Annotated in this window: 24 protein-coding genes; 22 read left to right on the top strand and 2 right to left on the bottom strand. The window is 30.7% G+C overall.

The annotated features are described in order from the left end of the window. Together ACJDT4_RS12255 and ACJDT4_RS12250 are read left to right on the top strand one after the other, a co-directional pair. On the top strand, positions 1 to 1224 hold the full coding sequence (locus ACJDT4_RS12255; RefSeq protein ID WP_406787861.1) for an LCP family protein: 1224 nt from the start codon (positions 1 to 3) through the stop codon (positions 1222 to 1224). A gap of 13 nt (positions 1225 to 1237) precedes the next feature. Then, positions 1238 to 2134, top strand: coding sequence for an RluA family pseudouridine synthase (locus ACJDT4_RS12250; protein ID WP_406787860.1), 897 nt, complete (start codon positions 1238 to 1240; stop codon positions 2132 to 2134). 47 nt (positions 2135 to 2181) lie between these two features. Here ACJDT4_RS12250 and ACJDT4_RS12245 read toward each other — a convergent pair whose 3' ends face one another. After that, on the bottom strand, positions 2182 to 3441 hold the full coding sequence (locus tag ACJDT4_RS12245; protein WP_406787859.1) for a serine hydrolase: 1260 nt from the start codon (positions 3439 to 3441) through the stop codon (positions 2182 to 2184). Between the two features lie 318 nt (positions 3442 to 3759). Between ACJDT4_RS12245 and ACJDT4_RS12240 the strand changes: the two genes are divergently transcribed. The 4 genes from ACJDT4_RS12240 to holA all read left to right on the top strand — a co-directional run bounded on the left by ACJDT4_RS12240 (position 3760) and on the right by holA (position 9889). Next, the gene (locus tag ACJDT4_RS12240) at positions 3760 to 4395 is read left to right on the top strand and encodes a helix-hairpin-helix domain-containing protein (protein ID WP_406787858.1); all 636 of its coding nucleotides are present in this window, start codon (positions 3760 to 3762) and stop codon (positions 4393 to 4395) included. An 87-nt stretch (positions 4396 to 4482) separates the two neighbouring features. After that, positions 4483 to 7038: a P-type ATPase actuator domain-containing protein gene (locus ACJDT4_RS12235; protein ID WP_406787857.1), complete on the top strand. Its 2556-nt coding sequence runs from the start codon at positions 4483 to 4485 to the stop codon at positions 7036 to 7038. Positions 7039 to 7106: 68 nt separating this feature from the next. Further along, entirely contained in the window at positions 7107 to 8852 is a 1746-nt protein-coding gene (locus ACJDT4_RS12230; protein WP_406787856.1) for a ComEC/Rec2 family competence protein, read from the top strand. 2 nt (positions 8853 to 8854) lie between these two features. Beyond that, positions 8855 to 9889: a DNA polymerase III subunit delta gene (gene holA / locus ACJDT4_RS12225; protein ID WP_406787855.1), complete on the top strand. Its 1035-nt coding sequence runs from the start codon at positions 8855 to 8857 to the stop codon at positions 9887 to 9889. Between the two features lie 59 nt (positions 9890 to 9948). Here holA and rpsT read toward each other — a convergent pair whose 3' ends face one another. Continuing rightward, positions 9949 to 10215 (bottom strand): 30S ribosomal protein S20, encoded by a 267-nt coding sequence (gene rpsT, locus ACJDT4_RS12220; protein WP_406787854.1) that lies wholly within the window; start codon positions 10213 to 10215, stop codon positions 9949 to 9951. A 202-nt stretch (positions 10216 to 10417) separates the two neighbouring features. On the opposite strand from rpsT, the gene gpr reads away from it, so the two are divergent. The 16 genes from gpr to ACJDT4_RS12140 all read left to right on the top strand — a co-directional run bounded on the left by gpr (position 10418) and on the right by ACJDT4_RS12140 (position 25824). Further along, a complete protein-coding gene (gene gpr / locus ACJDT4_RS12215; protein ID WP_406787853.1) occupies positions 10418 to 11404 on the top strand; it encodes a GPR endopeptidase in 987 nt (328 codons plus the stop codon). Between the two features lie 68 nt (positions 11405 to 11472). Further along, complete coding sequence (locus ACJDT4_RS12210) at positions 11473 to 12576, top strand: stage II sporulation protein P (RefSeq protein ID WP_406787852.1); 1104 nt, start codon at positions 11473 to 11475, stop codon at positions 12574 to 12576. A 53-nt stretch (positions 12577 to 12629) separates the two neighbouring features. Beyond that, the gene (locus ACJDT4_RS12205) at positions 12630 to 13154 is read left to right on the top strand and encodes a hypothetical protein (RefSeq protein ID WP_406787851.1); all 525 of its coding nucleotides are present in this window, start codon (positions 12630 to 12632) and stop codon (positions 13152 to 13154) included. A 135-nt stretch (positions 13155 to 13289) separates the two neighbouring features. Next, positions 13290 to 15098 (top strand): translation elongation factor 4, encoded by a 1809-nt coding sequence (gene lepA / locus ACJDT4_RS12200; protein WP_406787850.1) that lies wholly within the window; start codon positions 13290 to 13292, stop codon positions 15096 to 15098. 3 nt (positions 15099 to 15101) lie between these two features. Further along, positions 15102 to 16226 (top strand): radical SAM family heme chaperone HemW, encoded by a 1125-nt coding sequence (hemW, locus tag ACJDT4_RS12195; RefSeq protein WP_406787849.1) that lies wholly within the window; start codon positions 15102 to 15104, stop codon positions 16224 to 16226. A 187-nt stretch (positions 16227 to 16413) separates the two neighbouring features. Further along, positions 16414 to 17451: a heat-inducible transcriptional repressor HrcA gene (gene hrcA / locus ACJDT4_RS12190; protein ID WP_406787848.1), complete on the top strand. Its 1038-nt coding sequence runs from the start codon at positions 16414 to 16416 to the stop codon at positions 17449 to 17451. A gap of 17 nt (positions 17452 to 17468) precedes the next feature. Beyond that, positions 17469 to 18092: a nucleotide exchange factor GrpE gene (grpE, locus tag ACJDT4_RS12185; RefSeq protein WP_406787847.1), complete on the top strand. Its 624-nt coding sequence runs from the start codon at positions 17469 to 17471 to the stop codon at positions 18090 to 18092. Between the two features lie 22 nt (positions 18093 to 18114). Continuing rightward, positions 18115 to 19983, top strand: coding sequence for a molecular chaperone DnaK (gene dnaK / locus ACJDT4_RS12180; protein WP_406787846.1), 1869 nt, complete (start codon positions 18115 to 18117; stop codon positions 19981 to 19983). A 192-nt stretch (positions 19984 to 20175) separates the two neighbouring features. Beyond that, the gene (gene dnaJ / locus ACJDT4_RS12175) at positions 20176 to 21300 is read left to right on the top strand and encodes a molecular chaperone DnaJ (RefSeq protein WP_406787845.1); all 1125 of its coding nucleotides are present in this window, start codon (positions 20176 to 20178) and stop codon (positions 21298 to 21300) included. A 90-nt stretch (positions 21301 to 21390) separates the two neighbouring features. After that, positions 21391 to 21570, top strand: a complete 180-nt coding sequence (locus ACJDT4_RS12170) for a hypothetical protein (protein WP_406787844.1) — start codon at positions 21391 to 21393, stop codon at positions 21568 to 21570. 74 nt (positions 21571 to 21644) lie between these two features. Next, positions 21645 to 22580 (top strand): 50S ribosomal protein L11 methyltransferase, encoded by a 936-nt coding sequence (gene prmA, locus ACJDT4_RS12165; RefSeq protein ID WP_406787843.1) that lies wholly within the window; start codon positions 21645 to 21647, stop codon positions 22578 to 22580. Between the two features lie 26 nt (positions 22581 to 22606). Then, positions 22607 to 23359 (top strand): 16S rRNA (uracil(1498)-N(3))-methyltransferase, encoded by a 753-nt coding sequence (locus ACJDT4_RS12160; RefSeq protein WP_406787842.1) that lies wholly within the window; start codon positions 22607 to 22609, stop codon positions 23357 to 23359. After that, on the top strand, positions 23359 to 24663 hold the full coding sequence (gene mtaB / locus ACJDT4_RS12155; protein ID WP_406787841.1) for a tRNA (N(6)-L-threonylcarbamoyladenosine(37)-C(2))-methylthiotransferase MtaB: 1305 nt from the start codon (positions 23359 to 23361) through the stop codon (positions 24661 to 24663). The genes ACJDT4_RS12160 and mtaB overlap by 1 nt, the downstream gene beginning before the upstream one ends. A 31-nt stretch (positions 24664 to 24694) precedes the next feature. After that, a complete protein-coding gene (locus tag ACJDT4_RS12150; RefSeq protein ID WP_406787840.1) occupies positions 24695 to 25039 on the top strand; it encodes a histidine triad nucleotide-binding protein in 345 nt (114 codons plus the stop codon). 138 nt (positions 25040 to 25177) lie between these two features. Beyond that, positions 25178 to 25354 carry a 30S ribosomal protein S21 gene (rpsU, locus tag ACJDT4_RS12145; protein ID WP_010964600.1) on the top strand — a complete coding sequence of 59 codons (177 nt, stop codon included), beginning with the start codon at positions 25178 to 25180 and terminating at the stop codon, positions 25352 to 25354. Positions 25355 to 25374: 20 nt separating this feature from the next. Then, a complete protein-coding gene (locus ACJDT4_RS12140; RefSeq protein ID WP_406787839.1) occupies positions 25375 to 25824 on the top strand; it encodes a GatB/YqeY domain-containing protein in 450 nt (149 codons plus the stop codon). Positions 25825 to 25867 lie beyond the last annotated feature (43 nt).

The raw sequence follows: 25867 nt of genomic DNA, 5'->3' as shown, positions 1-25867 counted from the left end.
GTGAGAAGTTCAAATACAGTAAAAAAATCGCTTATTACCATTTCTGTTGTGCTAGTATGTTTGGTTGTGGGCGTTATTGGTTTTTCTTATATATCTCTATCAGCTATGAAAACTAACTCAAAAGATATAAATTTAGAAGCTTCTAAACCGGAAGGAAAAGAAAATGTAAATTTTTTATTAACTGGTGTTGATATAGGAAGCTCAGAAGCTGGAATTGATAATGCTTCACAGAGAACAGATACAATTATGGTTGTTAGTTACGATCCAAATCTTAAAACTATTAAGCTTATTTCTATACCAAGAGATACAAAAATAAAAATTAACGGAAAAAATGCTAAAATTAATTCTGCTGTGCCAATAGGTGGGGCTAAACTTCTTGCAGATGAAGTTCAAGGCATTCTTGGTATAAATATAAATTATTATATGCAGGTAGATTATGCAGCATTTAGAAGCATAATAGATTCTCTTGGAGGAATAGATGTAGATATTGAAAATGAAATGAACTATGATGATCCTGCTCAAAATTTGCATATCCATTTTAATAAAGGAAAACAGCATTTAAATGGTGAGAAAGCAGAAGAGTTTTTTAGGTGGAGAAAAAATAATGATGGAACAGGATTTGCTGAAGGAGACATTGGCAGAATAAAATCTCAACATAATTTTATGGAAGCAGTAGTTCAAAAATTAAAGACTAAAAGAGCAATATTTAAATTGCCATCAATACTTAAAGCAATTGCTAAAAATACAAAAACTAATATGGCAGTTTCAGATATAGTAAAGTATGGACTAGCAGCTTTAAAAGTAGATAAAAGCAACATTAATATGAGTACTATAAAGGGAACAGCTATGTATATAGGCGGAGTTTCATATTTTGTATGTGATCCTAAAGGCAGTAGCCAGATAGTTGATGATAAAAGTAGAGAATCTGAAACTAAAAGTGCTGATGTTAAAAGCTTAAAGATAGAAGTTTTAAATGGAACTGAAACAGGTGGACTTGCAAAACGATATAAGGATCAGCTTATAAGAAATGGATTTACTAATATTACTACAGGCAATGCATCGAAAAAGCCAGTAAAGGAAACTAGGGTAACCTTGTATGGTGTTGATGAGAGCACTGCTTCCCAAATTAAAAGTAAAATTGGAATTGAAAATACCGAGCTGGTCAATAATAAGTCTGAGAAATTTGATGTTATTATAATTATAGGTGAAGACTTTAAGGAATAGGAAGGCTTTTTAGATGGATAGTAAACTTAGTTTTTTTGTAGAAAAGCAATATGAAGGGCATAAAATAAAAGACTATTTAAAAGGAGTTCAAGGATTTTCAACAAGATTTGTAAGGGGTGCAGCATTTGATAATAGGCTTTTTGTAAATGGAGAAATTGTGAGGCTTTCATATAAGTTAAAGCATGGAGATAAGATTGAAATTGAAGTTACGAAAAATGAAAGTCAAAATGTAGAACCTGAAAAGATGGATATAGATGTTGTGTATGAAGATGTTGATGTTATTGTCGTGAATAAATCACCAGGAATGGTGGTACATCCTACAAAGAGTTATCAAAGTGGAACGTTGTCCAATGGGCTTATATACTACTTCAGAGAAAAAGGAGAAAATTGTATAGTAAGACTTGTAAATAGGCTGGATATGGATACTTCAGGGCTCGTCTTAATAGCCAAAAATCAATTTTCTCACATGGCACTTGCTAGGGATATGATTAAAGAGAGCTTTAAAAAAGAGTATATAGCTATAGTTCATGGATGCCTAAAACCTGAAAGCGGAACCATAGATAAGCCTATTTATAGAGAAGAAGGAGGTTCACTAAAGAGGACAATAGATGATAGAGGACAAAAAAGTATAACACATTATGAGGTTATTGAAAAATACGAAGGTGGAGAAATGGTAAGGCTGGCTCTAGAGACTGGAAGAACACATCAAATACGTGTTCATTTAAGTAGCATGGGAAATCCTATATATGGTGATTCTCTTTATGGAATTGAAGAAAAGGAATATATAAACAGGCAGGCGCTTCATGCATATAGGCTTCAATTTCCACATCCAAGGACCGGAAAAATAATAGATATCGAAACTGAACTGCCTAATGATATGAAAGAGCTTGTAAGTAAGCTGAAAAAATAGTATTAAGGAGGAAAGCAATTATTCTTTTCTCCTTAATACTATTTTTTTTAATAATATATGTTTTTATTTGCTCTTTTAGCTTTAATCTTAAAAAATGTAAATAGACATCCAATTATCAGTATAAGGCAAAAAACTGCCAATATAATATACAATGAGTTATTATATGAGTTATTTGTTTCAATAGTATTAAGCTTGTAATTGGTACCACTTATAAGTTTTAAATCAGGCAAATCTTTATTGTTAAGTTTAGGTTTCAATGTTAGTAGCTCGGCTCCTTTGTTAAAACTTACTTTTTTTATTGAACCTTTTTTTATGGAATATTGAGGCTTATATTGAGTCCCTTTTGGAATAACATAATAATAATCATCAGCTGCAACAAGGGGAATCTTTGTTCCATTCAAATTATAATAGGCAACAACATCTCCCTTTGAAAACAATTTTTTATCCTCAAAATTATTAAATGCATAGTTTAGTAAAGTTTTAGTATCTTCGTAAAAGGTTTTCGTTTTGCCGTGAAAAGCAACTATAAAGGTTGAATTATTTCTAGAAGCTGCTGCAGAAAAAGAATGAAACGATTGAACTGTATATCCTGATTTAGAACCTAGAACACCTTCATAGTAAGCACTTGATTGCTTGAATAATAGTTTATCCTCATTCCAAAATTTTCTCGTTGATTTTGTTTTATCAGCATTAAATTTATTTGTAGGTGACATCTCATATACTAATGTAGTTGATATTTTAGTAAAGTCAGGATATTTAAGCAGTTCCTTCATCATTAAAGCAAGATCCTTTACTGAAGATCTATGTTTGCCATCATATAAACCGTTAGGATTTTCAAAATTAGTGCTAGTACACCCTATTTCTTTAGCTTTTTTATTCATAAGTTTAGCGAATTCTGGTACAGAACCGCTTATATGATCTGCAAGTGCAACAGCAGAATCGTTTGCAGACATTAAAAGTAGCGAGTATAGCAAGTCTTTAACTTTAAGTTGTTCACCATTTTCTATGTATATTCTATTACCATCTATGTATTTTGAATTTTTAGTAAGAAAATCATTGCTTACAGTGAAGGTATCTTCGAGTTTGCAATTTTCAAGTGTTAGTAAAGCTGTCATAAGTTTTGTTGTTGAAGCTGGTGGAAAAGGGGAATTCATGCCCTTATCATATAAAACTTCACCTGTTTTTCCATCTATTAAAACTGCATTATCAGAGCTAACTGATGGTGGTGCTGTTGCAGCATAAGTTTCAAAACCTATGTTTAAAGTAAGCGTTATTAAAATAAATATAGCGCATGCTATTTTTTTCATAATGACCTCCTAAAAATGATTATGTTAATAGTATATCAAAAAAACTCACTTATAGCAAAAAAGTGCTTAAAGTTCATTTTATTTGGTAATAATTATAATAAAATTTAAAATTTTTTATTACGGATTGTATAAAGATAGACAACGTGAAAGATTTAAATTTACAATACCAAGTTTATGCTGTTAATTGTACTCTGTACTCTAAGTTGAATACTGTTTTTTTAGGATAAACTTAGAACTTGAAATTTTAAAGTTGCTTATCTATACATACCATAAAAATTTAAGATAAGACTAAATATTATGAAAATGATGGTGGTTACGATGAAAAATAAAAAGAAATTAATAGGATCTATTATAATTTTAGTTATTTTTGTAGGAATATTGTGTATAGGATATATGTCTTATAAAAACAAAACTGATAATGACTTTAAAATTGAAGATTCTTTTGTCAAAAGTGACAGTAAAAAAGAAAACTCTAATGATACTAAAACTTCTAAAAAAGAAATTAAGGCTCAAATTTATGGCGAAGTAAATAAACCTGGAGTGTATTCTCTTAATTCTGATGATAGAATAGAGGTGCTGGTTAATTGTGCAGGTGGATTTACAGATAAAGCAGACAAATATAGTGTGAATGGAGCTGCAAAGGTAAGCGATGGAGCAAATATATATGTAAAGGCAAAGGGAGAAAAAAGTATTAGTGTGAGTTCACCAAGTGAAAGCAGTACAAATGGTAAAACTACTGTGGGTGAAGGTGATGTAGAAAAAATTGATATTAATTCTGCAACGGAGCAGGATATTGTTAACAAAAAGATAAAAGGAATTGGAGAAGGGATGGCGAAAAAAATAATTGAGTATAGAGAGAAGAATGGTGGTAAAATAAATTCTGTTGAGGATTTAAAAAAGGCGATAGGACCTAAGAGAGGAGAAAGTTTTAGCAAATATGTTGAAATAAATTAAAAAGTTAGTTAAAAAATCAGCTAAAAAATAAAGATATTAAGAAGAATTACGATATTAGTATATGTATGTTTTACTGGGGGGGATTAAATGATTGCTGATTGGTATGGTTTAGCTGCAGTTGATGTGGTCAAGCTATTTAAGAGTAATAGCATAAGAGGACTCAATTCTGATGAAGTTGTTTCTAATAGAGAAACTTACGGAAATAATAGAATAATTGAAATAAGTAAGAAAAAATTTATTTTAAGTACCTTAAGGGAAATGTTTAAGCCATGGATTGCACTGCTTATAATAATTTCTGGAGTATTTATTTATTTGGGAAAGTTAGATATTTTTTTACTTATGATTGTTTTTATGCTTTTGGATTTAGCTATTATGATAAATACTTATTATAGAAAATATAAAGAAATAAAAAATATTGAAAAACTTAATTATAGTGTGTGTAATGTATTAAGAGGAGGAAAGCTTACAAGACTTACTGCCGAAGAAGTAGTAGTAGGTGACATTATTACTTTTTCTAAAGGGGATATAATTCCAGCAGAAATTAGAATAATTGATTGTGATAAGCTTATGGTCAATGAAGTTAATATAACAGGAGATGAAAGTATTGTAGAGAAATTTTCGGCTAAAATAGGGGGAGACGACATACCTATATCTGAAATGAGAAATATGCTTTTTAAATCTTCAGTGGTTGTGTCTGGAGAAGGAGAAGGTGTAGTTGTTTCTGTAGGCATGAATACTGAATTTGGCGAGATAATGGATTCATTTTTTAATGCAGGCAACAATAGGAATTTTATAACTGATAGAGTTAAAAAGACCATTAATGTTTTTACTATGATTTCTTTTTTGGTAGCAGTATGTTTACTTATATATAAAAAAGCCTCCTACGAAGGTATTTATGAAAGTGCACTGATATGCATGTCTGGAATGCCTATAGAAATCACCTTTATTTTATTTGAAATATTTTATATTTCTAAGCAGTATTTAAAAAAAGATAAGATCGTGCTGAAAAATTTATCCATAATAGAAGAATTATCTCAAGTAAATGTAATTTGTATAGAAAAAGAGGATGCTCTTACTAAAAATGAGATGTTTATTAAAAGTATATACGATAATACGGATTTAAAAACTGCTGACAAGGATTTGGTGTGGACAGATAACATAGAAAGAATAATGAATATAGGTATTTTGTGTAATGATTACAATCCTAAAGATTATTCTCATACTGCATTGAATATTGTAGAAAGATCTATTTTAGATTATGTGGAAAGAAGAGGCATTGACATTTTTGAGGTTAAAGGAATTAAGAGAATTTTTGAAATACCTTATGACGCTGATAAGAGAATAAAAACAACCGTTAATAAGATAGATAGAAAGTATAGAGCAAATGCAAAAGGTGCACTAGATGTTATTCTGGAGAAGTGTACTCATGTTATGATTAATGGTACAGAAAGAGAAATTACAGATGAAATCATAAACAAGATAAAATTGGCAGATATACAAATGAGCAGTGATTCACTATATGTTATGGCCTTTGCCTATAGAAATTTTAACTATAAACCTAGTGAAAATGAAAATATAGAGAGTAATTTTGTCTTTGCAGGGTTAATAGGTTTTGAAAACCCAATAAAAGATGATTTTAAATATACTCTCGAAAGGTGTAGAAATGATGAGATTAAGCCTGTTATATTTACTGAAGATGGTAAGCTTACAGCACTATCTGTAGGAAATAAAACGGGTATTTTGAGAGAGGGAAATACAGTAATATCTGGTATTGAACTTGAAAATATGCTAAACGATGAATTTGAGAGGCATGTTGAGAAGATTGGCATGTATTCTAGAGTTTCAAATAAAAATAAAGAAAAGATTGTTAAAACGCTAAGGGATTTTGGACATAACATTATTATAAGTGGTTCTAAGCTTACGGAACTTCCAATACTAAAAGAGGCAAATTTATTTATATCCTCTGGAAAAAAGTGCAATAAAATAGTAAAGAGGCTTAGTGATATATTTTTTGAAGAAAATGATTTTGGAAAAATATTAAAAATAATAGAGAATAGTAAGAGGTTAATAGTATCCATAAGAGATATGATTAGAAATATAATATTAGGGGATATTTGTATTATGCTCGTATTGCTTATATTTTCTCTGCAAAATAAGAGTATGCCTTTTAATGTGTATGGAATTGTGTGGATGATATTTATTTGTTTTAATTTAAATGGAATAGCTGTATTATCAAATTATACTAAGGTTTCTGTTGAATATGATTATGAGGTTGAAAAAGATAATTTATGGGATATAAATATATTTTCAATTTTGCTAAGTAGCGTATTTATATTGGCTGCTAGTTTCTCTGGATACTATTTTCTTTCAGATTATAAACATATAGCAGGTACTGAAAATTTTATTTTATACAGTATGATTTATTCAAGTATTATATATGTTTTTGTAAATAAATTTGAAAAAAATTCGCATTTTTATATTTTTATGTTTGCTAATATTGCTGTAGAAAGCTTATTCTTATTTACTAGTGCAGGTAAGGTTCTCATGGGAATTAATGCTCTAAATTTATATGAATTACAGGTATTAGGGGTAGTGCTTTTAGCTGAAGGTGTTTTGCTAGCAATTAAAAAGATATTTTCTTAGACATTTATATTAATGATTAAACTTTATAGTGGTGGTTACAATTTAAAAGGTGGAGGTGTGTTTTACTTATGAGTAATCCACTTGTATTTTATTGTATCAGCACTATAATAGGAATTTTATCATATATTATACTAAATTATAATATTTTATTAGGTGCAGTAATAGCTGCATCTTTTTTTGTAATATTATATTTTAATGTAGATAAAAAATTTCTTGTTATATGCATTCTATTTACAGGTATTGGTTTTGCAAGTTCCTATTTATATTTTAATGTTAACATTCCAAAACAGGTGACTTTAGAAGTTAGAATAAATAGCAAAAATAAATATTATGGTGAAGGAAGTTATTCGGGGAGAAACTTTAATTTAAAGGGAAGCTTAAATAAAGTAAACGTCGGAGATTTGGTAGAAGTTTATTGCGAATTCAATAAAGATATAGATTATGATAATGGGGTAATAGGAGAACTTAATATCAAAAAAATTAAATATATTAAAAAGGATTTTATTTCTCACATATATGATTTTAGAAGAAGGATATATGAAAGGTATAAGGAGAAAATGGGAGAGGATAATGCAGGGATTGTTATGTCTCTTTGCTTTGGAGATACTTCAAATTTAAGCAGTGAATATAAAAACAGTTTAAAGACACTTGGTATAATACATGCTGTAAGTGTATCTGGAATGCATATAGGTGTTATATATATGGTTATGGAAAAGTTTTTGGGTATATTTCCAGCCCTTATAGTCTCATTAGCATATGTAGTATTTACAGGGAGTTTACCAGCTACCGTTAGATCATTTATAATGATAGCTATTGTAAAATTATCTTACAAAATATATAGAAATTATAATGCTTTGGCTTCTTTAGCCTTTTCAGCTCTTATTATGCTCATATTATACCCATATTATTTATTAAACATAGGTTTTGATCTTTCTTATCTTGCTACCTTAGGAATAATAATTTTTTATAAAAAAATAAGGAGAGGGCTGTATAAGCTTCCTCAAAAATTAAATGACGCTTTAAGTGTTACTTTAAGTGCACAGTTTTTTTCTGTTCCTTATTGCCTTTTAGTATTGAACAGTTTTAGCGGGGGCTTTATACTTGGAAATCTTATAGTTGTACCAGTATACTCTTTAATTGTATTACTTGGAAATGCAGGAATATTTTTATTTGAATTTAACTATTTGTTTTCTATATTGTGTAATTGCATTGATATTATTTTAAAAGCTTTAGATGGAGTCATAGATGATTTACTTATTGTTACTCCAGCTGTAACTTATGTAACAAGTTTTACAGGAATTGCGCTTATATTTATACTTATAAGCTTTGCTGTTTACTTAAATGGACATAAGAAGTTTAAATATTTTCCTATAGTTATATTCATTAGTGTTGTTTTTTCAAGCTGCTGCTTTTTCCCTAAAATAAGCTATGTTGCACTAAAAAAAGGCAGTGCTTTAATAGTAAATTACAAAGATAAAGCTGTAGCAGTTATGAATGGCTGCACTAAAAGTGAAAAAGACGAAGATGAAATCAAAAATAGGTTTAACGTAAATAATTTTGTTTATAATTATAAAACGTTTATTGTAAATAAAAATTATAAAGTATTAGTAGATAGCCTAAGGAATGATGTTAAAATTTACGATGATGGTAAAAAGATATTTCAAAGCGACGGTGATAATATAGTTTATAGAAGAAGTTATTTAAGTGGATATGGTATAATTAAAATGAGTAAGGCTCAGAAATATGATTTATATAAAACAAAAGCTTCGGCGTTTATTATTTTTGGCAAGATATTAGTTTTAAGGGGTGAATAAGATTGGTAAATTACCTAGAGCTAGATGATGAAATAAAAAAGGGAAAATTTAAAAATTCATATATAATGTTTGGATTTAATGAACAGCTCATTAAGGATTATATAAAAAAGATTACAAATAAGCTTGTAAATAATGATTTTATAAGTTTAAACTATGATGTTTTTGACGGAAGTACTGTAGATTTTGATTCAATATATAACGCTCTTGAAACAGTGCCTTTTATGAGTGAAAAAAGAGTTGTGGTAGTTTATAGGGCAAATTTCTTGGGAGACAATTCAAAAAACTTTAATAAAAATGGAGAAGATATATTAAAGAGGCTTGAAGATTATATAACTAAGATTCCTGAGCAAAGTATCTTTATAATGTATTATGTATTTGATAATCCAAGAGAAAAAATTACAAAGAAAATAAGAAGTTTTGAAAAAAAAGCTTGTATAGTTGAATTTTCAAAGCTTAAAGGATTGGGACTTCAAAAAAAAGCTAAGGAAATTTTTGAAAGTAAGGGTAAGAGCATAGGTAAAGCAGAACTGAGTTTTTTTTGCAGTAAGGTAGACGATAATATTGATATTATAATTAATGAAGCTGAAAAATTGTGTTGCTATGCGGAAGATAGGGATATAACTCATGATGATATAGAATTATTATGCCATCCTAAGGAGAGCAATGACATATTTAACCTGGTTGATTTTATATCTCAATCAAAACCAGAAAAGGCCATTGAAATATTAAATGAAATCATGTTTAAAGGGGAAAAAGCCAGCGTTATACTATATATGATAGAAAGGCAATTTAGAATAATGCTTAATTTAAGAATAGGCATGGAAAAAGGGAAAAGTAAAGAAGCTCTTTCTAAGGAATTGAGATTAAACATATACATATGTGATAAAATGATGAATCAATGCAAGAACTTTAGTGTAAACAAGCTTGTAAAGGCAATTGATCTGTGTTTAAGTACGGAAAAAGAACTCAAGAGCTTATCTGGAGAGGCAAAGTTTAAAATGGAGCTTTTAATAATTAATATAGCGATTTTGAGATGAGTTTAAAAGCAGTACTTATAAAAAATCAAAAATAAAAAACCGGATAAACCGGTTTTTTTCTATGCGTTTAAAGCATTCAATCTAAAAGCTAATCTTGACTTTTTTCTTGCAGCTTTATTTTTATGAATTATACCTTTAGAAGCAGCCATATCTAAAGATACAGAAACTGTTTTATAAGCTTTTGTAGCTTCTTCAACATTTTTAGCTTCAACAGCACTTTCGAATTTCTTTATGTAAGTCTTTAAAGCTGACTTAACCATTTTATTTCTAAGAGTTTTTGTTTCGATTACTTTTATTCTTTTTTTAGCTGATTTTATATTTGCCATTTTTTCACCACCTCAAATTTTATATAACCACACAGCTTTGGGGAAATCTGCGTATAAGTAACATCCATATTTAACGTTTAACAAAAGCCATTATAGCATTAATGGAGAGATTTATCAAGTGAAATTTATACAATTTAAGAATAGTATAAGTGAATTAAGGAAAAATAAAGATAAATTAATGTGTAACTAAGGAGGATTTAATATGATTAGCATTAGAACTGACCTTGCTATCGAGGCTACAGAAATATATTCTAAGGAAAATAAAAAAGGTGCTATAGATGGAGTTGCAGTAGAAAACAGTTCAGAAGATGATGTTAAAATTACAAGAGTGGATATAAAAAATGATGAAGGAGAAAGAAGTTTAAATAAGCCTAAAGGAACATATATTACATTAGATATACCTAAGCTTACCAATTATGAACAAGAAGATATTGATAGAGTAGGTAAAATATTAGGCAAGGAAATACTAGAGATTATTAAGAATACGAATTTTCGTGAGGATATGACAGCTTTAGTAGTAGGCCTTGGAAATTGGAACATTACGCCTGATGCACTTGGACCTAGGGTTATCTCTAAAATTATGATTACAAGGCATTTAAAGGAGTACATACCAGACAGCATAGATGAAGGTATAAGACCTGTATGCGGTATTGCTCCAGGAGTTTTAGGCATAACGGGCATGGAAACAGGTGAGATAATAAGAGGTATAGTTGATAGAATAAAGCCTAATCTCGTAATATGCATAGATTCTTTGGCGTCAAGAAAGATGGAAAGAGTAAATTCAACCATTCAAATAGGAAACACTGGAATATCTCCTGGGTCTGGAATAGGAAATAAAAGGATGGAAATAAGCGAAAAAACATTGGGAATACCGGTTTTGGCTATAGGCGTTCCTACTGTAGTGGATGCTGCTACTATGGCTAATGATACTATAGATCTTGTTATAGAAGAGATGACTGGTGCGGCTACAAAGGGTAGTGGTTTTTACAATATGCTAAAGGAGATTGATAAATCAGAAAAGGAAAAAATGATACACGAGATACTTGATCCATATATAGGAAACTTAATGGTTACTCCTAAGGAAGTAGATATGGTAGTAGATGTTTTATCTAAAGTGATATCAACGGGAATAAATGTTGCACTTCAGCCAGCACTTGAACTTAAGGAGATAAGTAAATATATAGGCTGAGTGCTATATAATTTTATTGTAATAAAATCACATTTTCCAAGTATATTTTATATAGGAGGGATGTGGTGATGTATTATAAAAGATTGATTAACGGAGATAAAGATAAGCTTATAGTAAAAATAAGTATATTTACGCTTTTGATAAACCTGCTAATTTTTATGTGCATTTTTAATACAGTTAAAGCAGGAGCGGATAAGAAGAATTCTAGAAATAATGTAGCTTATATTCAAATAATTAATTATGCACTACCATCAGTCAAAGTTTTAAACTTTGATGAAGAAGATATGAGTGAAAATAGTTATTCTATAAAGAACTTGGCATTATCACTTATTGGAGTAGATATATATAATCCTGAAAAAATACTATCAAAGGAAGTATCCTGCTTTAATGGTGACGTATCAGAAAGTAAAATGGCATTTAATGATAATAAGGATAATGGTGACACTGGCGATTTTAGCCTAAATAGCAGTGATATATCAAAAGAGTCAGCAGGAGATAAAACATCGAGTGATTCAAAGAGTACTACTTCTGCGGCATACGATCCTAAGCTAAAGAAAACATTAGATGAATCTAAACCAGAAGTTTTGATATATCATAGCCATACCACCGAAAGCTATAAGCCTTACAATGAAGATGATTTTGATGATGATCATAATGTATGTGCTGTTGGAGATGAACTTGTAAAGGAACTTGAACAAAATTATGGAATATCTGCAATAAACGATAAAACACTTCATAATGCAGTATATACTAAAAGTTATACACGTTCTGGAGAAACCTTAGATAAGTATTTAAAGAAATATGGTGACTTTAAAATGATAATTGATATGCATAGGGATTCTAGCCCTAGTAAAGATGCTGTTACTGCTAAAATAAATGGAGAAAACGTTGCTAAATTTATGTTTGTAATGGCAAGGAAGAATCCTCATTACAGTAAAAATATAGCTTTAGTTAACGGACTTCTTTCAATTACAAATAAATATTTTCCTCAGCTGTGTATTGGAAGTGGAATATATCCATATGATTATGGTACAAATTATTTTAATCAGGCAAAAAGCAATAATGCATTTTTGATTGAAATAGGTTCTCAAGTAAATACTTTAGATGAAGCAAAGGCTACACAAAAATATATAGCTAGAATTATTGCAGAGTATTTAAATGGAAAAAAATGAATAATAAATTGAAAAAAGTGCATCCTTATAATTAGGAGGTGCTTTTTTTATTTATGACAAAAAAGTTAAAAGTAATTTTTATAAGTATATTAGTGATCATAACCCTAGTTTCAATTTGCATTAATAATGTACAACTAAATAGAAATATATATTGCAATGATTTACATATAAAAAAAAGTAAACAAGATTTAATGAGCAAGACTAACGATTACAATTTAGATGATATGGAAAAGCATCTTGACTATTTGGAAAATAAAGATGAAAATAGCAAAGAAAAAAATAAGATTTCTGAGGTTATTGAAAAAGTTTATGTTCCTAAAGTTAGAATACTTTTTAGATCCAATCCTTTTGATGCAAGAATAGAAACTGAGAATTATAAATTTTATATTAACAATGAAATTACATTTACACTTGAAAACAAATTTACAAATATAAATAATGCATTTTTAAATTATGAAAATGAAGTAAGCTTAAGGTTTAAAGAAATTGAAAAGGAAACATATGCATTTGAAACAACTTTTAATAAAAATATAGAAAATAGTTTAAAAAATCTAAAAACTACAATGAACAAACTGTAAAAGTTTCTATTGTTGACAAAAAACCTTCTATATATGCTATAATTTATTTTGATTTATAAACGTTTGAAAATAATATTTAAAAGTTAGATGGATGTTTTTTAAATGCAATTATAATATTAAAGGGGGATTTGCAGCATGCAGAGTAATAGGCAAAAACATATAAGGAATTTTTGTATAGTTGCACACATAGATCACGGAAAATCAACACTTGCAGATAGGCTTTTAGAGATAACGGGAACTCTTACAGAAAGAGAAATGGAACAGCAGGTTCTTGATAATATGGATATAGAAAGAGAAAGAGGTATTACTATAAAATCACAGGCTGCAAGGCTCATATATAAAAGACCCTCCGATGGAGAAGAGTATACTCTTAATTTGATTGATACTCCAGGTCATGTAGATTTTAACTACGAAGTATCAAGGAGTTTGGCTGCTTGTGAGGGAGCAGTACTTGTGGTAGATGCTACTCAAGGAATACAGGCTCAGACCTTAGCAAATTGTTATATGGCAGTAGACCACGACTTAGAAGTTGTGCCTGTTATAAATAAGATAGATTTACCAAGTGCGAGACCAGATGAGGTGAAAAACGAAATAGAGGATGTAATAGGAATAGAGGCTCAGGATGCACCGCTTATTTCAGCAAAAACTGGACTTAATATTCAGGATGTACTTGAAGCTGTAGTAGAAAAAATACCATGTCCTAATGGTGATGAGAATAAACCTTTAAAGGCACTTATATTTGATTCATATTATGACAGCTATAGAGGTGTAGTATGCCATGTAAGAGTAATTGATGGAGTTATAAAAGCTGGAACAAAAGCTAAGCTTATGGCCACTAACAAAGAATATGAAATTACAGAGGTTGGTGTTTTTATTCCTGATTATCTTAAGGTTGACGAATTAAGAGCAGGAGATGTTGGATATGTTACAGCATCCATAAAAAATGTAAGAGATGCAAGAGTTGGAGATACCATGACAGATGCGGATAACCCAGCAAGTGAAAGGCTTGAAGGTTATAGACCTGCTATACCAATGGTATACAGTGGAATATATCCTGTAGATGGAGCAAAATATCCAGAATTAAAAGATGCACTTGAAAAGCTCAGAGTAAATGATGCAGCTTTAAATTTTGAACCAGAAACTTCTGTAGCACTTGGCTTTGGATTTAGATGCGGTTTTCTTGGGCTTTTGCATATGGAAATAATACAGGAGAGAATAGAAAGGGAATTTAATCTTGATATTATAATTACAGCGCCATCAGTTGTTTATAAGATAAAGAAAACAGACGGAGAACTTATAGATATTACTAATCCTGCTAATCTTCCAGAAACTACGGAAATAGATTATATGCAGGAACCAATTGTAAAGGCACAAATAATTACTCCTTCTGATTATGTTGGAGCTGTTATGGAGCTTTGCCAGAATAAAAGAGGCAACTTTATTGACATGCAGTATATAGAAACCACAAGAGTTATGTTAAATTATATAATTCCTTTAAATGAAATAATATATGATTTTTTTGATGCGTTAAAGTCAAGAACAAAGGGCTATGCATCTTTTGATTATGAGCTTAATGGATATGAAAAAACAGAATTAGTAAAGCTGGATTTGCTGCTTAATGGAGAAGTAGTGGATGCACTTTCAATGATTGTTCCTAAGGAAAGGGCTTACGGAAAAGGAAGGGCTATAGCTGAAAAATTAAAGGAAATTATACCAAGGCAGCTGTTTGAAATACCTATTCAAGCGGCAGTTGGTGGAAAAGTTATAGCAAGAGAAACTGTAAAGGCAATGAGAAAAGATGTTCTTGCAAAGTGCTATGGTGGAGATATTTCTAGAAAGAGAAAGCTTCTTGAAAAGCAAAAAGAAGGAAAAAAGAGAATGAGACAGGTTGGAAGTGTTCAAATTCCTCAGGAAGCATTTATGTCCATACTGAAGGTGGATTAATTTATGGAAAACTTAGGTTTATATATACACATTCCTTTTTGTAAAAGGAAATGCTTGTATTGTGATTTCCCATCTTATTGTTCTATGGAAAATTATATGATTGATTATGCTAGAGCATTGTGCATTGAAATGGAAAACAAGTGTAAGGGTAAAAAATTTAGCACTATATTTATTGGAGGAGGAACTCCAAGCTACTTGTCCATGGAAGCCTGGAAAATTTTAAAAGAAACTTTATGCAAAATTAATAAATATGAAGATTGTGAGTTTACAGTTGAATGTAATCCGGGTTCATTTGATAGGGATAAGCTTGAAATCATAAGGAGCGCCGGTGCAAATAGGATAAGCATAGGGCTTCAAGCGTGTCAAGATGAACTTTTGGAAAGTTTGGGAAGAATTCATAACTTTAGTGGGTTTTTAAAAGGCTTTGAGATGGCAAGAGACATTGGATTTGAAAATATAAATATAGATTTAATGTTTGCTATTCCAAAGCAGAGCTTTAATCAGTGGAAAGAGACTTTAGAGACGGTAAATATATTAAAACCAGAGCATATTTCGTGCTACAGTCTTATTGTTGAAGAAGGAACTCCATTTTATAAAATGAATGAAGAAGGAAAATTGGTGCTTCCAGAAGAAGAAGTTGAAGTTAAAATGTATAACTTTACTGTGGAGTTCTTAAAGAAGAACGGATATAAACAGTATGAAATATCAAACTTTTCTAAAGAGAATAAAGAGTGCAAGCATAACTTAATATATTGGAGTATGGATGAGTATATAGGCTGTGGAGCCTCTGCTCATTCTTATTTTAACGGTATAAGGAATAAAAATGAGGATAATGTAAAAAGATATATTGAGAAAATTTTAAGTGGTTTAGATGCATCAATTGAAAAGCATAAAAATTGCAAAGAGGAAAATATGGAAGAGTTCATGTTTTTAGGACTCAGGAAGACCGATGGAATAAGAATAAGTGATTTTAAAAATAGATATAATATTAATATTTTTGATATATATGGTTCTGTAATTAGGAAATATGAAAGTTTAGGACTTATTAAAATTCAAAGTGATAAAATTTTTTTAACAGAAGAAGCAGTGCATATTTCTAATTCTATAATGTCTGATTTTATTCTATGATGATATTTAAAGAAAAATAGAGAAAAACAAGCAAAAAATAAAAATATTTTTGATATTTAACTTATAAGCTTAAAAATGAGATTTTTGCGTAAAGTAAGATGTATTGACAAATACAAATCAAGGTGTTATTTTATAAACATAGTCATTAGCACTCAAACAAGGTGAGTGCTAATAAAGAGGTGAGAATATGGAAATGGAGGAAAGAAAACTTAAAATCCTTCAAGCAATAATAAATGACTATATAAGCACTGGTGAGCCTGTAGGATCAAGAACTATTGCAAAAAAATATGATTTAGGTATAAGTTCTGCCACTATAAGAAATGAAATGGCGGATCTTGAGGATATGGGCTATATAGAACAACTTCACACTTCTTCAGGAAGAAAACCTTCTGATAAGGGATATAGACTTTATGTAGATAAGCTTATGAAAGTACCTAGAATATCACCAGAGGAAGAGATGATAATAAAAGCAAAGATAATTGATGAAGCTCTTTTTGAAGTTGACAAAATTATCAAGCAGGCTATGTCCTTAATTTCTGATATGACTAAGCTTACATGTATAGTTAAAGCTTCATCAGCTGATAAAAGTTATATAAAATCCATACAGCTTATTAATGTTTCTTCAAACAGTGTATTATGCGTAATAATAACTGATAATGGATTTATTAAAGATAGTATTATAAGAATATCAAAGAGTGTTAGTGATGAAAACTTAATGAAAATGACGGCTTTAATTAATGAAAGAATAAAAGGTCTTACTATAGAAGAGATAAATTTAGAAGTAATAAATAACCTTAAAAATGATTTGCGAGGTTATGAAGATATATTCTCGTCTATAATTACAAATATATACACTATATTAAAGCAATCAGATTCATCTAGAGTTTATATGGAAGGAACGACAAACATATTCAATTATCCTGAGTTTAGGGATATTGAAAAGGTTAGAGATTTTCTTTCACTTGTAGGAAACAATGAAATAATTAAAAATCTTTTTGGTGCTTCAGATGGATTTACCATAAGCATAGGAAATGAAAATAATGTTTTTGAGGCTAAGGAATGCAGCATAATTTCATCGGTATACGGTGTGAATGGAAGACCATTTGGGTCTATTGGAGTTATTGGACCTACAAGGATACCTTATTCTAATGTTATAAGAGTTATAAAGGAAGTTGTTGATCAAATCAACGATAATTTAACTAGATTATATGATAATGATGAATAAAGCAAGAGGTGAAGTTGATGAAAAATAATAAAAAAGATAATAAAAAAGCTCAAGAAAATAAAGATGAAGTTTTAGAAGAAGATGAGTCAGTCTTAAAAGAGAGCCAAGAAAATGAGGAGAAAAAAATAGAGGGAGAAGAAGAAAAGAAAGAAGCTCCTGAAAAGAAAGAGTTAGAAGATATGAAAATATTAAATTCTAAATTAAAAGATGAAAATGAAAAGTTATCAAACGAACTTGGAACTATTAAAGATAGGCTTTTAAGACTAACAGCAGAATATGAAAATTATAGAAAAAGAACTGCTAAAGAAAAAGAAGGCATATATACTGATGCATGTAGTGATGTGATAAATGAAATGCTTCCATCTTTAGATAATCTAGAGAGAGCTGCTACAGCTAATGGAAATGCTGAAGATATAAAAAAAGGTATTGATATGACAATAAGGCAGTTTAAAGGTGCTCTTGAGAAACTCGGTGTTGAGGAAATACCAGGTGAAGGTACATTTGATCCTAATTTCCACAATGCTGTTATGCATATTGAAGATGAAAACTATGGAGAAAGTGAAATAGTTGAAGTTCTTCAAAAGGGATATAAAAGAGGAGATAAGGTATTAAGACATAGTATGGTAAAGGTAGCAAACTAATAATATATAGGAGGTTTTTATTATGTCAAAAGTTATAGGTATTGATTTAGGAACAACAAATTCATGTGTGGCTGTTATGGAAGGTGGAGAACCTGTTGTTATAGCTAATGCTGAGGGTGCAAGAACTACTCCTTCAGTAGTATCATTTCAGAAAAATGGAGAAAGACTTGTAGGTCAGGTTGCAAAAAGGCAAGCAATAACAAACCCTGATAAGACAATTATATCTATAAAGAGAGAAATGGGAACATCCCATAAAGTATCAATAGATGGAAAAGATTATACACCACAAGAAATTTCAGCAATGATACTTCAAAAATTAAAGGCTGATGCAGAAGCTTATTTAGGAGAAACAGTTACTCAAGCAGTTATAACTGTTCCAGCATACTTTAATGACAGCCAAAGACAAGCAACAAAGGATGCAGGAAAAATAGCTGGTCTTGAAGTTTTAAGAATAATAAACGAACCAACAGCAGCATCACTTGCATATGGTCTTGATAAAATGGATACAAACCAGAAGATATTTGTTTATGACCTTGGTGGTGGTACATTTGATGTATCTATACTTGAACTTGGAGATGGAGTATTTGAAGTTAAATCAACAAATGGTAATACTCGTCTAGGTGGAGATGACTTCGACCAGAAAATAATGGATTACATTGCAGAAGAGTTTAAGAAAGAAAATGGAATAGATTTAAGAAACGACAAAATGGCACTTCAAAGATTAAAAGAAGCTGCTGAAAAAGCAAAAATAGAATTATCATCTTCAATGCAGACTAACATAAATCTTCCATTTATAACTGCAGATGCAACAGGTCCAAAGCATATAGATATGAATTTAACTAGAGCTAAATTTAATGAATTAACTCATGATTTAGTTCAAGCAACAATAGAGCCAATGAAGAAAGCACTTAACGATGCAGGACTTTCAATAAATGAAGTAGATAAAGTAGTACTTGTCGGTGGTTCAACAAGAATTCCAGCTGTTCAAGAGGCAGTTAAGCAGTTTACAGGAAAAGAACCTTCAAAGGGAGTTAATCCTGATGAATGTGTTGCAGTTGGAGCTTCAATACAGGCAGGAGTTTTAACAGGAGATGTTAAAGATGTACTTCTTCTTGATGTTACACCTCTTACTCTTGGAATAGAAACTTTAGGAGGAGTTGCAACTCCATTAATAACTAGAAACACTACAATACCTACAAGAAAGAGTCAGGTATTCTCAACAGCAGCAGATAATCAGCCATCAGTTGAAATTAATATAGTACAGGGTGAAAGAAAAATGGCTGCTGACAATAAGAGCCTTGGAAGATTTACTCTTGATGGAATAGCACCAGCTCCAAGAGGAATACCTCAAATAGAAGTAACCTTTGATATAGATGCAAATGGTATAGTAAATGTTTCTGCTAAAGATAAGGGAACAGGAAAAGAATCACATATCACAATTACAGCTTCAACAAACTTAACAGATGAAGAAATAGATAAGGCTGTAAAGGATGCAGAAAAATTTGCAGAAGAAGATAAGAAAAAGCAGGAAAAAATAGAAGTTAAAAATAATGCAGATCAAATGATCTTCCAGACCGAAAAAACATTAAAAGATCTTGGAGATAAAGTAGCTGCTGAGGATAAAACTAATATCGATTCAAAATTAGAAGCTCTTAAGAAAATTAAAGATAGTGACGATACAGAAGCTATAAAGAAAGCATCAGAAGATTTAACTCAAGCTTTGTATGCAGTAACTACTAAAATTTATCAACAAAATCCAGGAGCAGCTCCACAGGGAGATCCTAATGCTGCAGGAGCTGGAAATGCAGGAGCAAATCCAGGAGCTGGAGCAGGTCACGGCGGAGATGATAATGTAGTTGATGCAGATTTTAAAGTTGATAATGATAAATAAAAAAATATTTGAAAAAAATTAATTTATAAGTATAATTAAAGGGAAACCAATGTTAAGAGTGATTGAATGTTTAATTTAGTTTGAAAACTTAATTTGTTTCCTGAATGTAAGGGAATGGGTTTTTACCCTTCCCTTAATTTTGAGTTAACGAAGATTTAGTAATATAATTGTAGATTTTGGGTGGTGAAAGGGATGGCAAAAAAAGACTACTATGAAGTACTTGGGCTTCAAAAAGGAGCCTCAGAAGACGAAATAAAAAAAGCATTTAGAAAACTTGCAATAAAGTATCATCCTGACAAGAACAGAGGGAACAAAGAGGCTGAGGAAAAATTTAAAGAGATAAATGAAGCCTATCAAGTTTTGTCGGATCCAGAAAAAAAGGCTAATTATGATAGATTTGGAACAGCCGATTTTAATGGCGCAGGCGGGGGCTTTGGCGATTTTCAAGGAGGGTTCGGCGATTTTTCCGACCTTGGAGATATATTTAGTTCATTCTTTGGCGGAGGTTTTGGAGGCGGAGGAGCAAGAAGAAATCCTAATGCTCCAGAAAGAGGAAATGATCTTGAATATACTATTACTTTGACTTTTGAAGAAGCAGTCTTTGGAGTTAAAAAAGAGATTAATTTAACTAGAAATGAAGCTTGTGAAACGTGTCATGGAACAGGAGCAAAGCCTGGAACATCGGCTAAAAAGTGTGATAAATGTGGAGGCTCAGGTAGAATAAGAGTTCAGAGGAATACTGCACTTGGAAGTTTTGTAACTGAAACCTCCTGTGATAAATGTGGAGGCAAAGGAACAATAATTACAGATCCATGCCCAGATTGTCACGGTTCGGGAAGTGTAAGAAAAAGAAGAAAAATATCAGTTAATATACCAGCGGGTGTGGATACTGGCAACGTGATACCTCTTAGGGGTCAAGGAGAGCATGGTAAAAATGGAGGACCAGCAGGAGATTTATATATAAATATAAAGGTTATTCCAAGTAAACAGTTTAAGAGACAAGGTTTTGATATTTACATGGATACCCATATAAGTTTCCCTAAAGCAGCATTAGGAACAGAAATAACAGTCCCTACTATTGATGGTGACGTAAAATATACAATACCAGCTGGAACACAATCAGCAACTGTGTTTAGACTAAAAGGAAAGGGTATTTCTAGAGTTAACAGCTCGGGAAGAGGAGATCAATATGTAAAAGTTATAGTTGATGTTCCTAAAACTCTAAACGAGAAACAAAAAGAAGCTCTTAAGTTATTTATGGAAGCTAGTGGTGAAACTACTTCAAAAGAAAAAAAGGGCAAATTTAAGTTTTTCTAAACTGTTTTAAAGAAGGATTTTAGAGCATAATATAGAATATAGTTAATTATCACAAGTAATTTGACTATGATGTGGAAGGAATGATGCTCTATGATGCTTGATCTTGACGTAAGTGAGGTAAAGAAAATAAAGAATCTTATAAACACGAGAATACAAGAATTACGTTACGATATGGATGAAGAATATGAAGATAGTGAAGATGAACTCAGAAATGTAATAAGAGGTTACAAAAAACTCCTTAGCAAAATAGATAGTCAAGTGAAAGATTGATACAATATTAAGTACAAGTAAGAATTAAATGTCTTACTTGTATTTTTGTAAATAATATATTTGGAGGAATAAAATTGGATAAAGATTGGATAGAAGTTAGTATTGTAACAAGTAGTGAAGCTGTTGAGGCAGTTACAGGAATACTTTACAATACACCTGTTAAGGGAGTTTCCATTGAAGATTCAAATGATGTTGAATTTAAGAAAAAACATCATGGTGACTGGGATTATTTTGATGAAAAACTTCTCAACATAAAAGAAGGTGCAGTAATAAAGGGTTATTATAAAGAAGATGACGAATTTGAAAATAACCTTGAATACATAAAAAAAAGCATTGACAACTTACATGAATTTGGAATAGATAAAGGTAAGGGACTTGTAATAAGTAATAAGGTCAATGAACAGGATTGGGAAAATAACTGGAAAAAATATTATAAGCCTACTAAGGTTGGTGCTAGAATTGTAGTAAAGCCTATATGGGAAAAATATGACCCTAAAGATTACGAATTAGTTGTTGAACTTGATCCAGGAATGGCATTTGGAACAGGAACGCATGAAACCACAAGAATGTGCATACAGGCACTTGAAAGGTATGTAGACGATAATTCAACTGTTTTTGATATAGGAACAGGTTCTGGTATACTTGCTATTTCAGCAGCCAAGTTAAATGCAAGTAAAGTTTTAGGTGTGGATCTTGATCCTGTTGCAGTAGATTCGGCAAGGCAAAATTTAAAGTACAATAATTTAGATAACATTGAGATTAAGCACGGAGATTTAATGGAAGTTGTAGAAGGCAAAGCAAATGTAATTGTAGCAAATATTATTGCAGAAGTTATAAAAATCTTAATACCTGATGTAAATAAATTTATTACAAAGGGAGGATATTTTATATCATCTGGTATAATAAAAGATAGAGCTAAGGATGTAATTGAAGAATTGAGAAAAAATAAATTTGATATAATAGAAGTTAATAATCAGGGAGAATGGGTTTGTATTGTTGCAAAAGCATAAAATATTTAAGGAGAGTGTTTTAGAATATGCACAAATTTTTTGTCGCCAAAGAAAACATAGTAAGTGATATTGTAAATATATATGGCGACGATGTGAAACATATATATAAAGTCTTAAGACTTAAAGAGGGAGAAAAAATAAGCATAAATAACTGTAGTGGAGAGGAATTTATAGCAGAAATAACTCATATAGATAAAAATGTTGTAGAAGCTAAAATTACAGAAAAATTAGAGATAAACAATGAAAGCCCTCTTGATGTTTACCTGTTTCAAGGAGTACCTAAGGCAGCTAAAATGGATATTATAGTTCAAAAAGGCTGCGAACTTGGGCTAAAGGAAATAAATCCTGTCATTATGAAAAGAGTAGTTGTAAAAAGTGAAATGAAGGAATTTAAGAAGCTTGATAGATGGAATAGAATTGCATTTGAAGCATGTAAGCAAAGTAAAAGAAGTTTAATAACTAAAGTAAACAATGTAATTGAATTTAATGACATGCTTTATAAGCTAAAAGATTTTGATCTTGTGTTAGTTCCTTATGAAAATCAAACAGGTATTGGACTAAAAAAAGTAATGCAGGAGATAAAAGGTGGCAATATTAAAAGTGCAGCAGTTGTAATAGGACCAGAGGGCGGTTTTGATGAAGAAGAAATAGAAGAACTAAAACAAATTGGAGCACATATAATTACATTAGGACCTAGAATTCTTAGAACTGAAACGGCAGGATTTGTATGTACTTCTCTTGTTATGTATGAACTATCCGATATTGGAGGAAATTTATAATGAAGGTTGCTTTTATCACACTCGGATGCAGAGTAAATTCCTATGAAAGCGAAGCTATGGCTGAAAAGTTTATCAAAGAGGGGTATGAACTTGTTGAGCCAGAAGACAAGGCTGATGTTTATGTTATAAACACATGTACAGTTACAAACATGGGTGATAGAAAATCAAGACAAATGATAAGTAAGGCAAAAAAATTAAATGAGGATGCTCTCATAGCAGTTGTGGGATGCTATTCACAAGTTGAGCCGGAAAAAGTATCTAAGATAAATGGAGTTGACATAGTACTTGGTACTAAAAATAAAGGAGATATAATAAAATATCTAAATGAATTTATTGGAGAAAGAAAGCAAATAGTAAATGTCAAGGATGTTTTCAGAGATAAGAAATTTGAAGATTTAAAAATAGAAGAATATCATGATAAAACAAGAGCATTTCTAAAAATACAAGACGGCTGTAATAGATTCTGTTCCTACTGCTTAATACCATATGCAAGAGGTGGAATATGCAGTAAAGATCCTGACAAGGTGATACAGGAGATAAAAGAACTTGCAAAGCATGGTTTTAAGGAAATTATATTATCAGGAATACACATAGCATCTTACGGTATCGACCTTAAAAATGATTGGGATTTAATTAAAATTATTGAAGAGGCCGAAAAAATTGAGGGAATAGAGAGAATAAGAATAGGTTCTATTGAACCAACATTTTTCACAGACGAAGTGATTGAAAAGATAAAAACTATGAAAAAAATGTGCCCTCATTTTCATTTATCACTTCAAAGTGGGTGTGCAGATACTCTAAAAAGAATGAATAGACATTACACGCCCGAAGAATACAAGAATATTGTAGAAAAGCTTAGGGAAAATATAGATGATGTATCAATAACAACAGATGTTATTGTCGGGTTTCCTGGTGAAACTGAGAGAGAGTTTAATGAAACCTATAATTTTCTTAAGGATATAAAGCTTACTAAAACTCATGTATTTAAATATTCTAAAAGAGAAGGAACAAAGGCAGCAGACATGAAGGATCAGGTTGATGGTAACATAAAGGAAGAGAGAAGTGCTAAGCTTATTGAACTTAATAATAAAAATGAAATTGAATTTATAAGTAAGTTCATTGGAAGGAGTATGAGGGTGCTTTTTGAAACCAATTTTGAAAATAACAGTGAACTTTATGAAGGTTATACTGCTAACTATATAAAAGTGGTAGTACAAAGCCAAAAGAATATATCTTCATCTATATTGAAGGTAAATATTACTTCCTGTAAAGGAGAATATCTATTTGGAGAAATTATAGATTAGTTATATTGTATTACTAGAAGGGGGTGATTATATGAATGACTGCATTTTTTGCAAAATAGTAAATGGAGAAATACCAAGTAATAAAGTATATGAGGATGACAAAATATTAAGCTTTAAAGATTTAAATCCTGAAGCTCCAGTACATGTGCTTATTATTCCTAAAAAGCATATTTCAAGTTTAAATGAAGTTGATGACGAAGCAGCTGAAACTATAGCACATATATTTAAAATTGTTCCTAAACTTGTAAAAGAGCTTGGAATTGATGAAGGTGGATACAGAATAGTTTCTAACTGTGGAGAAGATGGTGGCCAAAGTGTTCCACATGTTCATTTTCATTTACTTGGAGGTAGAAGCCTTAATTGGCCTCCAGGCTAAAAATTGTGCATATAAATTGCTTTATGGATACATGAAATTGTTGACATTAAAGCTTTATGTGTTGTATAATTGTTTTGTGTTATTTTGCCCAATAGCTGCATTTGAATTATAGTTAAGCTAGCGGAGGGAGGGATATAGATGTCAGAAATTAAAGTTGGCGAAAATGAATCTTTAGAGAGTGCTTTAAGAAGATTTAAAAGAAAATGTGCTAGAGCGGGGGTTCTTTCAGAAGTAAGAAAGAGAGAACACTACGAAAAACCTAGTGTAAAAAGAAAGAAAAAATCTGAAGCTGCTAGAAAAAGAAAGTTTAAATAGGTTTGAAAGAAGGTACGTGAATGTCCCTTAAGGAAAAACTACAGCAAGATTGGAAAGAAGCCTTGAAAAGTGGCGACAAATTTAAGGCTAACATAATCAGTATGGCTAGAGCTGCTGTTTTACAAGTTGAGAAAACTGGAAACGAAAAGTTAGACGATTCAAAAGTTATTGAGGTTTTATCAAAAGAAGTTAAACAGAGGCGAGAAGCTTTAGTTGAGTTTGAAAAAGGTAATAGGCAAGATTTAGTTGATAAAGCTAATAATGAGATTAAAATCCTTATGAATTACCTTCCTCAGCAATTGACTGAAGACGAGATAAAAAGTATTATTAGTGATGTAGTTAAAGAAATTGGTGCAAATAGCATGAAGGACATGGGAAAAGTAATGAAATCTGTAAGTCCTAAAACAAAAGGACGTGCGGACGGTTCATTAGTTAATAAACTTGTAAAAGAGTTTTTAAATAATAAATAAGAATGTAATAAGATCCGGTAATTCCGGATCTTTTATTAGCTTA

Source organism: Clostridium neuense (genome assembly GCF_045310695.1).
In the GTDB taxonomy this organism is placed as follows: Bacteria; Bacillota; Clostridia; order Clostridiales; family Clostridiaceae; genus Clostridium_S; species Clostridium_S neuense.
Note: the sequence above shows the minus strand (reverse complement) of the source record. Positions and strands in the feature narration are given on the sequence as shown.